The following is a 12972-nucleotide window of genomic DNA, read 5'->3' as shown; positions in this document are numbered from 1 at the left end:
GATTGCTCTATCTCCAAAAATTAATTTTGCATTACCAAAAACCCCAACTCAAAAAGCGATACTTTCGTTAAAGTACGCTAATGCACTGGATAGTTATCTTAGCTTTCAGGATTGTCTAATTCTGATTTTACCCAACTAATTATTTGAGAATTGAGGCGGATTCCATGCTCAATTAACTGTTGTAATGAATCTAATGTTTCTTGTTTAGACATATAACCTGCATGAAAACCAGCCAAGAGAATTCCTACTGTTCCTTTGACAGACAATCCCATTACTTTTGCTACTCTTCTGGCTAATTTTTCATCGATAATTACCCAATTTGGTTTAATTAAAATTGCTAATAGAATAACTTCTAATTCTCCTCGATCCAATCCCAGTAACAGAGGTTCAATATTAGATAATGGTGTCACGGATTGGACTTGAATCCAACTAGCATTATTTAGTTCAATTGCTCCAGGTTTACTAGCTCCAGAGATAACAACTTCTTGATAGACCGCCGAAGGAATAATTACTTCATCAAATAACTGATTTAAAAGCTCTAATTTATTAATCAAAGATAGAGCAATAAGCGGTGTAGAATTGACGACAATCTTCATTTCGGCTGAATTTTAGAAGCTATTTCTCGGCTACTTTGCACTTCTAATTTCCATTCTTCTTCTGTATAGTCAATGACCGAAAAGCCATATTCAGATAAAAGAGTATAAAAAGTGTATTTATCGCATCCTAATACCTGTGCGCCAATACCTGCTGATATTTTACCTTCTTGATAAAGATGTCCCAAGGTGTAAATTATGACTTTGCGAGAAAATGTCTCTTTTTCTTCTCTAGCCGCAATTAATAATTCTTCGGGAAAGGTCACGTTAATACTCATGTTTGTTCAAGGATAGTTGATTTTTCTTGATTTTAACTTTAAATTGGTAAAGTTACTACCAAATAACGTTACTTTCACCACTATCAAGAGTACAGTCAACTTCAAGACTTCATCCGGTATGCTTTTTTCCAATCTAATGTGACTACCTCGTTGGCGTACAACTATCCATCCATCCCGTTCTAAAGCAGCGATAATCTGAGTGTAAGGTAAATTGGGAACTTTGCTCACAGTACCAATTCCCTGACAATTACGCCTTCTTGAGTAATCGATTCATCTTCCAATGACTCAAGGTAAAGTTCTATTGCTTCTTGGATATTCTCTAATGCTTCTTCTACAGTTTCTCCTTCACTGATACAGCCAGGAAGTGAGGGAACATGGACGGTGTATCCGCCTTCGTCACTGGGTTCTAATACAACTTTAAGTTTCATAACTTGACAATGAACTTACTTTTCTATTTTTAATGATTTTTGGCGATGCCTGCGGCGGGCTGCGCCTACGCATTGTAATTGAAGTGCGAAGATTTGAAAGTGGCGATCGCACTACTGCTACCGAGAGAAGAGAATGCGATCGCTTTTTTCTTATGAATTCTTGCAAGATATAAATATTGAGTCTTAAACAGTATCACAGTTTGATACCCCATCGGCTTCTCTAATCACTGCAACTGATGAGGAATTTTTATCATCTGTTATCACGACCATTCCCCCACTGGGGACCGTGAATGACAGTTCCACTGGGCATAGTGGTGTTCCAAATCAAATTCATGCCTCGGCAAATCAAGCCGTCATCGGTATGAGCGCCTCTGAAATCAGCTTCGATGAGAATAGCATCTTCGAGACTTCGCATTTGAACTTCCCAGAAATGACCAAATGTGGCATTCATTTGACTCAAAATGCTGCCCCGCAAGTCGGCTTTATCGAAGGAACTGTGCCTCACATTAGCAGCAAACAAATTAGCATCGCGGATAATTGCTCCTTCCAAACAACAACTTTCCAAGAAAATACCGCCCAAATCGGCTCCAGTCAAATCGGCTCCAATCAGATAGACACTACGCAAATCAGCCCCTCGCAGGTTGATATCTCGCAAAACCACACCATCGAGATCGAGTCCACTATGTTGGAGCGGCGAAATCCATAGAGTCCATAATGAGCCAATTTGATTCCAGCAAAGTTACGTTCCCCATCAGCATACCGCTCCAGCAATTCTTCAGCAGTAATTTCCCAGACCATTATTTACCTCCCGCATTAACTAAAAAAGCGATCGCATTATCGCCTATGCTGACCATCTGGAACCAGGAGTTTATAGTCTGCATTACTTAGTCCGTTATGTTACTCCTGGTACATTTTCTTGGCCTGGTGCGGAGGTTCACCTGCAATATGCACCAGAAGAATTTGGGCGTACAGCTGAGTCTACATTAATACTGGAGGATGGAAAATAATAATTGTAGTTTATTGCATTTCTGCAACTGCAAGTAAAGTATAATCAAAATAATCACGGTAAGATTCGCTCTATTTAGCTTGGATAAACGCCAAGAGTTAGTATTAACTAAATTAGAAGAAGGACTACCCGCTATAACTCCATCTTTTGGAGCAGCTTTAGCAGAAGCTTGTGCGGTGTGTTTGGAGGATCAAGGTCATTTACAGGGTGTAGAACTCACAGTTAATGGAGAATTTACCGCCAGATTTAGACTATATTGGCAACCTGTTACACAGCAAATGCTCCGTTGCTGGAATGATAAAGAGTTCACCACAGAACAAGCAGCCTATGGCATTGCTTTTATGCTCATCAGACAATTAACTCAGTTTACAGTCATTGAGCGATCGCGCAAAGGCACTGGATTTGATTATTGGTTAGGTAGCGAAGATGAAGCAGGTGAACTTCCGTTTCAAAATAAAGTAAGGCTGGAAGTTTCAGGTATACGTAAAGCAGATGATAGCAGGGTTAGAGCTAGAGTCAAACAAAAAATTGAGCAAACTAATCCTTCAGATGGCGAATTTCCTGCCTACATTATTATTGTTGAATTTAGCAGACCCCTATCTTTTATTGTGGAAAAATGAGTCAGATTCAGGAGTTGCATAAACAGGCGATGGATTTGGCCGAAGCAGCTTTTACTGCTAAACTCAGAGGAGACTTAAAGCAAGCTAGTCACGTTTCTCGACAAGCTTTTGAAAAAGAATCTCAAGCTGCTGCACTCATTGCCAATCAACTTGATGCCGAACCGACTCGTTCAGTGTTACATCGTAGCGCTGCAACTCTTGCAATAGACTGTGGTGAATTTCGAGCAGCAGAACGTTTAATTGCGATCGCATTATCAGGAAATCCACCCCAAGAAATTGCCCAAGAATTAAAAGATTTATTCATTAAAATAAATTTGCGCCCATATTTGGAACGTCACGGGCTTACTTTTGATGAAGAAAAGTTGAGGAATCTAATACTAGATAAACAGGGTAGTTGAAAGGGTGGTCACTGAGCCAAGCCGTTGGCGCAGCCTCTCGTAGAGAAGTGCGGGCTACGCCTACGCAATACTACAACATCAACAAAAAGCGATCGCTCTTTTCTTGTGAATTCTTGCAAGATATAAATATTGAGTCTTAAACAGTATCACAGTTTGATACCCCATCGGCTTCTCTAATGACTGCAACTGATGAAGAATTATCCTCATCTGGCATCACGATCATTCCCCCACTGTGGACCTTCTACTACAATCCCACTAGGCAGGGTAGTGCGCCAGATCAAATTGGAACCCCGACAAATCATACCGTCATCGGTATGAGCGCCTTTGAAATAGGTTCGAGCGAGAACAGCATACTCAAAAGATCCAATTTGGACTCCAGGGAAATTAGCACAACTGGCATTCATGTGATCCAAGTTACTTCCTCGCAAGTCAGCGTTATCGAAAGCACTCCAATCCAAACAGGCAGCACGCAAATTAGCATCGCGGATAATTGCTCCTACCAAATAACAACTTTCCAAGCAAATACCGCCCAAATCGGCTCCAGTTAAATCGGCTCCAATCAGATAGACATTAAGCAAGTCAGCCCCTCGCAGGTTGATATCTCGCAAAACCACACCATCAAGATCGAGTCCACTATGTTTGGAGCGGCGAAATCCATAGAGTCCATAATGAGCCAATTTGATTCCAGCAAAGTTACGTTCCCCATCAGCATAACGCTCCAGCAGTTCTTCAGCAGTAATTTCCCAAACCATTATTTACCTCCTACATTAACTAAAAAAGCGATCGCATTATCGCCTACGCTGACCACCTGGAACCAGGAGTTTATAGCCTGCATTACTTAGTCCGTTCTGTTACTCCTGGGACATTTTCTTGGCCTGGTGCCCAAGTACATTTGCAATATGCACCAGAAGAATTTGGACGTACTGCTGAGTCTACATTAATACTGGAGGATGGGAAGTAATTATTTATGCCATCTTTGGCTACAACAAATCTAAAAATCTTCCCAACTCCATACGAGCCTGCTTTAAAATCTTAGCTAGGGTGGAACGTTTAACTGGTCGATGAGCTGGAACAGTCAATTTCAAGACTTCATCCGGTATGCTTTTTTCTAATCTAATGTGACTACCTCGCTGGCGTACAACTATCCATCCATCCCGTTCTAAAGCAGCGATAATCTGAGTGTAGGGTAAATTGGGAACTTTGCTCACAGTACCAATTCCCTGACAATTACGCCTTCTTGAGTAATCAATTCATCTTCCAATGGTTCAAGGTAAAGTTCTATTGCTTCTTGGATATTCTCTAATGCTTCTTCCACAGTTTCTCCTTCACTGATACAGCCAGGAAGTGAGGGAACATGGACGGTATATCCGCCTTCGTCACTGGGTTCTAATACAACTTTGAGTTTCATAACTTGACAATGAACTTACTTTTCTATTTTTAATGATTTTTGGCCTACACCTTAACCATCCACACCAAAAAGCCAAGAATCTGATCTGCTGGTGGTAGCGGGTAGTCGGTTAAGTCAATTGTTACCGTTTGTCTTTCGAGCTTCATGAACCGCCATTGAGTACCACTGCTGACAACACCATAAATAGTGGAAATTATATTCTCGGAAGTTTCGTTAAAGCGTTGAGCCGCGACCATCTCCGCCACACATTGTCCCAGTCCTTCGTTGAGGTCAGCTTTTTTCGCCTCAGTTACCACAACAACGGGAGCTTCAATAATAAGTTGTTCTGGTGAATGGCTAATTAAAAAGTCAACATAGCCAGTCAGATCACAAGTTGAATCTACATTAAACTCTCGTCCAGAAAATAAACTGATCTGACGATTGAGGATACGCCTGACTTCCTGTAGCACTGGATAAACAATGGCTTCAGAGCGAGCCTTTTCTGAACCGACAGCGATCGTCCAAGGTAAATCTTCGAGTTCACTTGCCAATCTGGGGCTGGGAGAAATGGATTCAATCTCTGGGAAGAACCGAGAATCTTCAACGATAGTGAGATCAAACGCCTTCTTTGCCTTGCTGAGAGTGAACTGACTATATGGCATGGAATTTGTCTGGTGATGACATGGTGACTTATCTTATCATTTAGTTTAACTAGATTTTATAACCCACATTCCGCACTTCATTTTGTAACACATATACTAGTATTACAATTTGCCATTTTTTTTAAGAAAAAATACTTTAATTAATTAGTTAGTGATTAATATTGACAGTTAATTTAAAATCAATCTTCTTGGGAAAGAATTAAATTGAGAATATTCATTTCTTTAGACTGGAATATTTGGTTTTCATTAAATAGGCTTTTCCCTAGTTTATCCATTGCACCACTATTAAAGACTACGTAAGGAATATTTTGATAATTAGAGTCAATCGGTAAAATATTATATGCTAAAGCGAGTGTAGAAACGTACCGAGCTAAAATATCCCGGAAAGACAGATTAGAAACTTTCCTCTCATTTTCAAAATAGTCTTGAAAAGCCTGGAAAGATAAGAATGTCTGTATAGGCAAAGCATAATAACGTTCTGATGAAAGTGAAGTTTGACTTAATTTTTGCGAACGTTCTAACTCACTAAAAAGTGTTTTTGCCAAGTCTATCAAGGAATAAGCAGCACTTGTAATTTGTTTTGGGTATCTTCCTGATATCACCAAAAGCTTAAGTTTTTTTATAAAATCTTCATTCTGCCCTTGGTCAAGAATTTTTTCTAAGTCAATATAATTAGTTTCTTTTACTAGTTTATCTGACAAAGGTACAATCAGTAAACTACCTCTTACGTAAGTCTTTTCAATCGGTGGAAGACTTAGCAAGTTATCGAGGCTAGTCTCAATTTGTGAAAAACTTTTAAAGGCTATTGAAAAATAGGATACTTCTTCATTTTCAGGTAAAGATTTCTTGTTAGAAAAAGGGCTAATTTCAGTTTTATGCACAGAAAGCAATTTATACAAAGTCTGTTCTATGCTTTCCAATACCTTGTCTTCAGGGTGCTTTTTAAATTCCTTACGAATTTCCCTTAATAAATTAGACAATGAACCAATAAATGTTTCCCCTGCTTGACTAATTGCCTTACCCCCGATAGGAATAATCACGTATTGCTTTCTACCTATTTTTCCTGAACCCATAATCCGGGTCATAATAGAGGCTTTAAGAATAATAAGAATATTTAACATATTCAAGCAAGCCTCTTGTAATGAAAGATTTGCAAGTTGCTCCGATTCATCAGCATTTAAACGCTTTCCATCTTCATCAACCTGCTTGGGGTAATACACCGCTTTATCAGATAAGTAAAAAGTCAAATTTTTCTCACCTTTATCTAGTTCACCTCCTCTTCCTCGGTAAATTACTTGTATGATTTCCATCAAGTTTTGCTCAATCTGAAACCCAGGAATCTGTACAAGAATATATTTGGTTTGAGGGAAAGATAAACCACGAGATGCTGAAGCAGTCATAAAAACTACTTTTACTTTATTTCGGTATTTCTGAATCTCAGCTTCTTCTTTATCTGACAAGCTAGCGTGTATTTCCAAATATTCTTCATGAAGCTTAAATTTAGGGTATTCTCTAGAAATTTGAGTAATTAAATACTTAAGGCTATCTTTATTTTGAATATAAACTATAATTTGTCCATCATTTAGTTTTAGTAGCCTCAAAATATCCTCTTTGATTTTTTCAGCGACTTTAGCATCCAAAATTAAACTTTCATTTGTAACATCTTCTGAGCTTACTGACTGTATAAATATATGATAATTAAAGTTAAGTTTGGCAGCAGGATAGGAGTTTGCATTAATTAAAGTTGCAGGCTTACGTAGAAAGTCAAATTCTTCGATAAACAAACATTGTCCTGGTGAGTCTGAAACTTGCCGAACAAAGATTTTATCTCCCTGAACTTGATTGTTAGCAAGATGACTCTTAACTATATCTTGTATTGTCAGTGATGCATCGGCGGTAATTACCTTAACATTAAAGCCATATTCAGGATTTAATAAATCATATTCTTCGATAAACTCGATAATGCCATGTAGAAAAGCTACTCCTTCTTGTGAACCTGTAATTTCGTCAATCATAATGAAAATATTTTTCATTCGACTGGCGATTTCTTTCATCTTCTTTGGGATAATTCCAGGAGGCTTACTTGAGGAATTATAAGCACTGCTAAATATTCTTCCAAAATGCTTTAAAGTATTACCATAGCGAGTTTCTTTGAGTGATTGAATTGACGCTGTAGCAATGATATTATTAGGTAAATTAGGATTAATGATGCAGGTGTGAATTGCTTCGCATAAACTTGCTAAAACTCCTACCTGATTGCGGTTCTCTACTTGTATTAAGTTATCTGCATATCTAACCAATTGACTTGGAAGGTCAAGCAGTTTTTCCTTTAAGGTGCTAGCATCAAGAAATTTAACTTGCCCTATTAGACGTTCTCCATTAAGTTGGTTGCTATAATATTCAACTGCATAGCCACTATTTGCATAATCTAAGATTCTTTTGTTTGTATTAATACAAATTAAATTATCTCCAACCAATTTTAATAATGGTTTATCTTCAAACTTATCGATAATATCTCGGTTCACCTGAATACGTGGACTGATATATATCAAAAGCGAACCTTCATCTGATTGGTGAATAATTTTATTTGCGACTGCGGTAGTTTTGCCAACGCCAGGATTTCCCGTTAAAAACAGGAATGGTATTCTAGAATCTGCAAGCGCTCGATGTATCAACTCTGCATGAGCATCTCTGAATTCTGTTGCTGTCAGATGTAGCGATCGCTTCACAGATTCAGGTACAATATCAGCTGTATTAAAGAAGTCTTTACCTGCCTCAAATACCTCAGTATTTTGGATATAGTTTATTGTATCTTTTTTCGTTTCAACTATATTGTTGACAAACCTTTTGCCATCCTGAAAGTTTCTAGCAGCATTACTTTTAATAACTTGAAGTAATGTGTTGCGGCTCTCATCAATATCTTTAGAACTCTTATATTTATAAATTTCATAACAATTTTTTAATATTTTCAGACTATTTTGAGCATCGTCTTTTTCTTTAGTCAAGGCAATGCCGTTAATCATTCTGTCACTATACCCAAAGCAATTAAACTTAACTGCGTCAGTTGCTAATATTTTACCTGATGACAGCAGAAATTTATAAAAGCTCCAAGCATAACTACAGGCTTGAATAACCTTAACGGCTTCCTTATCTTTAGTCTTGAAAGCACAGAAGTAGTGAGTCAATTCTTTAGAATAAATCTCGTTAAGCTTGTTATCTTTATCGCTACTATTACCAGTATCGATACCAAGTCCACAAAAACTAGACTTGGAACGCACATAATTTAACTCAGTATTTAATGATTCTAATAAACTTTGAATGTTATTTAAGTCAGTGACAGAATGAATAGCTGAAGTTGTAAAGGTAGACAAGTCTATAACTAAGATTCGATACTTACCCAAATACCGAGTCAATAAGAGAGTATCAGCTTTCAAAAATTCGCCAGTATCTTTATAGCGAATGATATCTACATTTTCAAATCCCTGGCTTTCCAAAACTTCTTTATAGGAATCTATCTCATCTTTATCTAAAATCCCAAAAGCGTTGTCGTTATAGAAATCACATTGAAAATAGAGAATTTCTATTTTGCTTTTCGTGCGCCAGTCAGTAGCTTCGATATACTCTCGAATAAAGCTGTATCCAGAAGTCCAGCCTTTTTGGATAAATAACTTTACCCAATCTCCGATAATCTCTTGATGAGACTTATCTATGAACTTCTTAGCTATAGCTTGTTGTATTTTATGCAGATATAACTTACTTAAAGCTTGGAGATAAACATCGCCATAGGAGTGTTGAATATTGGAGTGCTGAAAGTAAGTTAAAATTCCAATATTAAAACTTATCTCAAATACCCGACCTAAGTTGATGCCTAAATCATTTGTCATAAAGCGCACTCCTGATTTCGGTCAAAAAGGCTAAGTTATTAAACTTAACATTTTTAGCTGAGTAACTATAAGTAGATATCTTACCGATACCTTCATCACCAATTAGCTTACTGTAAGGGTTAAGCTTAAGTGCAATATTTCTAACTACTTCATATCGGGAGAAGTGGAACAAAGTAATATATTGTAAAATTGTCTGTTGTAAAGGTGAATTTTTATCTAATAAACCTGCCATAATATCTCTTGTATCGGCAACATCATAAATATTTAATAAGGTGCTGTAACAAACTACGCTGTTAAATACTGTGCGTTTTTCATCTACAGTCCGCCCTGTAAACAGGTTAAGAAATACTCTAGTTTGTTGGCTTTTATCTAAGGATAACTTCTCCAATTCTTCAATATCAGGAATATAAAAAGAATCAGCTTTATCTTCAATCAAGTTGATGGCAGGGTAAGTATCCATAAAGACTGGATACAGCTTAATATCGGGTCTCCCTTCTTTGAGATACTCAACTACCTTCTGAGACATGAAAAATAATGAATCGGGGTCTGATTCTAATTTAGTTATACCCAAACTTCTATTATAGGGAGCTTTTGCTATATATAGAAAATGTCTATAACCTTGTTGGTAAAGTTTACTAATTTCATCTCTAACAACCTCTGACTCTGTAGATATTTTAGAATGAGGTTGATTGTCTGCAAATGTTTTGATAGGTTCAACTTTTACTGCTGTGTCAGATACCTTATTAATGACAATAATTTCACCATATATATTGGAAATTCTGACAGGTTTATCTTTTTCATCCCAAACTGCATCACTCAACCAGCTAGAAACAACTATAATTGCGAGTTTATCTTCAAGTTTAGGCTGATAAACGCCTTTAAATTCAAATGTTTTGGGAATCAAAGCGTACATTGAGGACAATGCATTTTGCACTCTAAAATCAAAGTATTTATCTATTGTTTTAATATTCAGCCCTTGAGTATCAGCCAAGCAATCGCGGCGAAGAATATGTGCTAATGCTTTCGATAAAGAATTGAGAAACACTTCATCTTCTGCTACTTTCTGAATATCTTGGAGATGAAATCGAAAAATTGGGATAAATAGTTTTTCTTTTTTCTGAGTATCTAGGCTAACTTGCTCTCGACAAACACTGATGCATAAGTAACTTAGTAAAGTGAATACCTGTCGATATAAACTTGCTTCTGGCGATTGGGAATTTTTAAATATTTGTTCTCTTAATTCCTTGGATTTGTAATAAATAACTATAATGTTTTGACTTGCAAAGTATTTATCATATATCGGGTGAGAGATAGGTTTGCCATCTTTCTCTCCGATTGGAGAAAATATTACTGGCAATGTTTTAATCTCTGCAATATCGTATTTCATTGAGAAATCTTGCTTGTCACCATCTGTAAAGTAGCGAACATCATCAAAGGTAAAAGTGACAGCTAGTGATGTAAGAGATTGTTCATTCACAGTAGGCGCTACAACCTCCACATAAGCCAGGGCTTCTTTAGCTTTTTCTTTAGCTTGTGATTGGTTTTCTTGATTTAAATCGAGTTTGAAAAAATTACGAGTTTTGATAATTTTTGAGCTTGTCTTATTGAGAATTTCCTTGTTAACAGATAGCTGCACTATCTTAGAAAAAGATGGCAATATTTCTTTTTTACTAAGAAAAGTTTGCAGCAAGTTTCTTAAAGCTGCTAACTTCCGTCTAACTTGCCAACTATCCTGAGTTAATATAAGGCTTCTAATTTTGATTAATAAATTTCTGACCTCATCATTAGAAGTCTCGCCCACTTTTAATTTATTTAAAACATCAGCCTCAAATTTAGGAATAGGATTATAATCTTTATCAGATGTCTTACCATCTTCATCGATAGCAAAAATTAAATAATATAGACAAGCAATTCTCAAAACTTCCTGTTTGAAGTTCTTGGCTTTTGCTGGATCTTTCAGTTGGTCGATATGACGCTGACTGTTAGGATCAAGTTCGCTCATAAAGTAATCCAATACGGAGTTTTCTTCATAAGAATTTACAGAACCATTCAGTTTCAGCCTCAAACCTAAGTTGAATTCTTTGATACCTCTATCTTTATCTACGCTTTCTCCTATTACTCCTTCATACTCAGGAATGATAGGTAACATATCAAAGGCATTTGCTTGAGAAAAATCTGTCCTGAGATTAAGCGGCTTATCCAGTAAATAACTTACTTCATAATGCGAATCTTCTAAATTTACATCATTAATATAATCTGATAGTAATCTCAGCCGATTAATTAATGTTTCTAAGCACTCAAAACCCTCTGCATTAGAATAACGTATATTAGTTTTTGCACATTCTCTTCTCAAATAATCTAGATAATCTATTTTGATGTCTCGTAAGAGTCTCGGTAGAGATTCAGTATCTACTATTTTTCTAAATTCAGTGAGTTCAGAATTTTTTTGACCTGATGTGTTATTTAAAATTTCTATCAGTTCTTGCCAATCATGCGAATCCGGATCAGCTATATTATCTATATAACTTTTAAGACTATCAACTAACTGACTATTAAACTTATTTATGCCTTCAAATTTTACATTCAAGTGATGAGCTTTTATTATTGACTCTCCTCCTTTGCGTCTCTCTTCAGCCAACCTGTTCTCAATAATTAAGCGCTGAGATGTAAAAGTATAAGTTTTGTTAAAAGGATATTTAAATGGTAAACCAGCTTGATTGCTATTAAAATTAGACAGTTGTGTGCAAAGATTCTCTAAGGAAGATTTAGTTTTGTTTTCTCCACAAGCAGTATCAAGTTGTTTTTGCAATTCATCTCTGATTGTTTTGATTTTAGAATAAAACTCTGTTTCCGAAATAAAATTTACGGTTGCGGCTTGAATGCCTACATTTTGAATTAAGGGACTTTGTGGGTGTAGTTCTCGATTTGTGGCAATTTCATAGGCGATATCATAAGCAGATATCCTGAGTTTCTTCCTATCTGGAGAAAATTGAAAAATTTTCTTTTTTTTAATCAACTCTAAAATTCTGTCTAGTAATGGACTGTAATCTAATGGGGCTAATGGATTTGAGCTTTCCTCAATAGAATGTCTTGATGTCATACGTGCAACCACTGTTCAAGTTAAATATTTCAATTTTGTGAATATAGCAGTCAGCAAGCTTTTGGGAAGAGTTTAGCTTATCTGGTGAATTATATAGTATCAATGTACCAAAGTTAGAATTAGAGAAAAAATGTTGAGATTATTAATTTTTAGTAATAAAAGTTTATTAACCAAAGTTACTGACATCAAACTAGGAATGAGCGATCGCACTCCAATACACCCAAATTTTTACAAGTGCGATCGCATATTTTTAACAAAGCTTTCGCCTACCTTTCTCGCAAGCATTACAAGAAGAAGTTTTCGGCTCAAAATCAATACAGGCGATCGCATCCTCAGAACAAGCTTTTTTTGGGTGTACAGTACATTTGAGGCGGTAGTCGTTGGTGAAATATTCGCAACCAGAACAGGGAATTTCATGCAGCGTTTTTAAATGAATTATCCCTTTTTTCAAGGTTAACCAGGCACTACCAATAAATAGAATCATTATTGTCCAAGTGCAAAAGGCGCACAAAATCATGGTTAACATTAGTTGTCCTCATAAAAATTCTAAAAAAATGCCCGCAGTCCACTGCTGTTAACCGCAGGCATAGGACTTTATTTAGCTAGCGTTGAGCGA

The 12972-nt window shown here is 36.5% G+C and carries 17 protein-coding genes and 2 pseudogenes; 7 read left to right on the top strand and 12 right to left on the bottom strand.

Annotated features, from left to right (window positions below):
- Nucleotides 1-98 precede the first annotated feature (98 nt).
- From V7K27_RS26615 to V7K27_RS26600, 4 genes are read right to left on the bottom strand one after another with little or no spacing between them, the layout of a single operon-like run.
- Nucleotides 99-596, bottom strand: a complete 498-nt coding sequence (locus V7K27_RS26615) for a DUF3368 domain-containing protein (protein ID WP_334951290.1) — start codon at nucleotides 594-596, stop codon at nucleotides 99-101.
- Nucleotides 593-871 carry a UPF0175 family protein gene (locus tag V7K27_RS26610; protein ID WP_334951289.1) on the bottom strand — a complete coding sequence of 93 codons (279 nt, stop codon included), beginning with the start codon at nucleotides 869-871 and terminating at the stop codon, nucleotides 593-595. Before V7K27_RS26610 ends, V7K27_RS26615 begins: the two co-directional genes overlap by 4 nt.
- 6 nt (nucleotides 872-877) lie before the next feature.
- Nucleotides 878-1099 (bottom strand): type II toxin-antitoxin system HicA family toxin, encoded by a 222-nt coding sequence (locus V7K27_RS26605; protein ID WP_334951288.1) that lies wholly within the window; start codon nucleotides 1097-1099, stop codon nucleotides 878-880.
- The gene (locus V7K27_RS26600) at nucleotides 1096-1299 is read right to left on the bottom strand and encodes a type II toxin-antitoxin system HicB family antitoxin (RefSeq protein ID WP_334951287.1); all 204 of its coding nucleotides are present in this window, start codon (nucleotides 1297-1299) and stop codon (nucleotides 1096-1098) included. Before V7K27_RS26600 ends, V7K27_RS26605 begins: the two co-directional genes overlap by 4 nt.
- A 32-nt stretch (nucleotides 1300-1331) precedes the next feature.
- Here V7K27_RS26600 and V7K27_RS26595 point away from each other — a divergent pair, with 32 nt between their 5' ends.
- Nucleotides 1332-1472, top strand: a complete 141-nt coding sequence (locus V7K27_RS26595; protein WP_334951286.1) for a hypothetical protein — start codon at nucleotides 1332-1334, stop codon at nucleotides 1470-1472.
- A gap of 77 nt (nucleotides 1473-1549) precedes the next feature.
- Here the strand turns inward: V7K27_RS26595 and V7K27_RS26590 are convergent, their stop codons facing one another.
- Entirely contained in the window at nucleotides 1550-1954 is a 405-nt protein-coding gene (locus V7K27_RS26590) for a pentapeptide repeat-containing protein (protein WP_442947649.1), read from the bottom strand.
- Nucleotides 1955-2013: 59 nt separating this feature from the next.
- On the opposite strand from V7K27_RS26590, the gene V7K27_RS26585 reads away from it, so the two are divergent.
- From V7K27_RS26585 to V7K27_RS26570, 5 genes and pseudogenes are all read left to right on the top strand, one after another.
- Nucleotides 2014-2187: a hypothetical protein gene (locus tag V7K27_RS26585; RefSeq protein WP_334951283.1), complete on the top strand. Its 174-nt coding sequence runs from the start codon at nucleotides 2014-2016 to the stop codon at nucleotides 2185-2187.
- Nucleotides 2127-2306 (top strand): annotated as a pseudogene (locus V7K27_RS36590) (hypothetical protein); the annotation flags it as partial. The gene V7K27_RS26585 and the pseudogene V7K27_RS36590, both read left to right, overlap by 61 nt.
- 79 nt (nucleotides 2307-2385) lie before the next feature.
- On the top strand, nucleotides 2386-2925 hold the full coding sequence (locus V7K27_RS26580; RefSeq protein ID WP_334951282.1) for a hypothetical protein: 540 nt from the start codon (nucleotides 2386-2388) through the stop codon (nucleotides 2923-2925).
- A complete protein-coding gene (locus V7K27_RS26575) occupies nucleotides 2922-3323 on the top strand; it encodes a hypothetical protein (protein ID WP_334951280.1) in 402 nt (133 codons plus the stop codon). The genes V7K27_RS26580 and V7K27_RS26575 overlap by 4 nt, the downstream gene beginning before the upstream one ends.
- Nucleotides 3320-3463 carry a hypothetical protein gene (locus tag V7K27_RS26570; protein WP_334951279.1) on the top strand — a complete coding sequence of 48 codons (144 nt, stop codon included), beginning with the start codon at nucleotides 3320-3322 and terminating at the stop codon, nucleotides 3461-3463. Before V7K27_RS26575 ends, V7K27_RS26570 begins: the two co-directional genes overlap by 4 nt.
- 63 nt (nucleotides 3464-3526) lie before the next feature.
- Here the strand turns inward: V7K27_RS26570 and V7K27_RS26565 are convergent, their stop codons facing one another.
- Entirely contained in the window at nucleotides 3527-4075 is a 549-nt protein-coding gene (locus V7K27_RS26565) for a pentapeptide repeat-containing protein (RefSeq protein WP_334951278.1), read from the bottom strand.
- Between the two features lie 29 nt (nucleotides 4076-4104).
- On the opposite strand from V7K27_RS26565, the pseudogene V7K27_RS36585 reads away from it, so the two are divergent.
- Nucleotides 4105-4284, top strand: a pseudogene (locus V7K27_RS36585) (hypothetical protein); the annotation flags it as partial.
- A gap of 19 nt (nucleotides 4285-4303) precedes the next feature.
- Here the strand turns inward: V7K27_RS36585 and V7K27_RS26560 are convergent.
- The 6 genes from V7K27_RS26560 to V7K27_RS26535 all read right to left on the bottom strand — a co-directional run bounded on the left by V7K27_RS26560 (nucleotide 4304) and on the right by V7K27_RS26535 (nucleotide 12882).
- On the bottom strand, nucleotides 4304-4531 hold the full coding sequence (locus V7K27_RS26560; protein WP_334951277.1) for a type II toxin-antitoxin system HicA family toxin: 228 nt from the start codon (nucleotides 4529-4531) through the stop codon (nucleotides 4304-4306).
- Nucleotides 4528-4731, bottom strand: a complete 204-nt coding sequence (locus V7K27_RS26555; protein ID WP_109007161.1) for a type II toxin-antitoxin system HicB family antitoxin — start codon at nucleotides 4729-4731, stop codon at nucleotides 4528-4530. The genes V7K27_RS26560 and V7K27_RS26555 overlap by 4 nt, the downstream gene beginning before the upstream one ends.
- Before the next feature lie 44 nt (nucleotides 4732-4775).
- The gene (locus tag V7K27_RS26550) at nucleotides 4776-5372 is read right to left on the bottom strand and encodes a hypothetical protein (protein WP_334951275.1); all 597 of its coding nucleotides are present in this window, start codon (nucleotides 5370-5372) and stop codon (nucleotides 4776-4778) included.
- Nucleotides 5373-5551: 179 nt separating this feature from the next.
- The gene (locus tag V7K27_RS26545; protein WP_334951273.1) at nucleotides 5552-9256 is read right to left on the bottom strand and encodes a helicase-related protein; all 3705 of its coding nucleotides are present in this window, start codon (nucleotides 9254-9256) and stop codon (nucleotides 5552-5554) included.
- Nucleotides 9246-12368 (bottom strand): hypothetical protein, encoded by a 3123-nt coding sequence (locus V7K27_RS26540; RefSeq protein ID WP_334951271.1) that lies wholly within the window; start codon nucleotides 12366-12368, stop codon nucleotides 9246-9248. Before V7K27_RS26540 ends, V7K27_RS26545 begins: the two co-directional genes overlap by 11 nt.
- Nucleotides 12369-12606: 238 nt before the next feature.
- Nucleotides 12607-12882, bottom strand: coding sequence for a hypothetical protein (locus V7K27_RS26535; protein WP_334951269.1), 276 nt, complete (start codon nucleotides 12880-12882; stop codon nucleotides 12607-12609).
- Between the last annotated feature and the right edge of the window lie 90 nt (nucleotides 12883-12972).

The organism is Nostoc sp., from assembly GCF_036919575.1.
GTDB lineage: Bacteria > Cyanobacteriota > Cyanobacteriia > Cyanobacteriales > Nostocaceae > Nostoc.
Note: the sequence above shows the minus strand (reverse complement) of the source record. Positions and strands in the feature narration are given on the sequence as shown.

Coding starts and splice junctions, on each gene's coding strand:
- V7K27_RS26615 (WP_334951290.1), bottom strand. CDS start 596: ATGAAGATTGTCGTCAATTCTACACCGCTTATTGCTCTATCTTTGATT.
- V7K27_RS26610 (WP_334951289.1), bottom strand. CDS start 871: ATGAGTATTAACGTGACCTTTCCCGAAGAATTATTAATTGCGGCTAGA.
- V7K27_RS26600 (WP_334951287.1), bottom strand. CDS start 1,299: ATGAAACTTAAAGTTGTATTAGAACCCAGTGACGAAGGCGGATACACC.
- V7K27_RS26595 (WP_334951286.1), top strand. CDS start 1,332: ATGATTTTTGGCGATGCCTGCGGCGGGCTGCGCCTACGCATTGTAATT.
- V7K27_RS26585 (WP_334951283.1), top strand. CDS start 2,014: ATGAGCCAATTTGATTCCAGCAAAGTTACGTTCCCCATCAGCATACCG.
- V7K27_RS26575 (WP_334951280.1), top strand. CDS start 2,922: ATGAGTCAGATTCAGGAGTTGCATAAACAGGCGATGGATTTGGCCGAA.
- V7K27_RS26565 (WP_334951278.1), bottom strand. CDS start 4,075: ATGGTTTGGGAAATTACTGCTGAAGAACTGCTGGAGCGTTATGCTGAT.
- V7K27_RS26555 (WP_109007161.1), bottom strand. CDS start 4,731: ATGAAACTCAAAGTTGTATTAGAACCCAGTGACGAAGGCGGATATACC.
- V7K27_RS26550 (WP_334951275.1), bottom strand. CDS start 5,372: ATGCCATATAGTCAGTTCACTCTCAGCAAGGCAAAGAAGGCGTTTGAT.
- V7K27_RS26545 (WP_334951273.1), bottom strand. CDS start 9,256: ATGACAAATGATTTAGGCATCAACTTAGGTCGGGTATTTGAGATAAGT.
- V7K27_RS26535 (WP_334951269.1), bottom strand. CDS start 12,882: ATGTTAACCATGATTTTGTGCGCCTTTTGCACTTGGACAATAATGATT.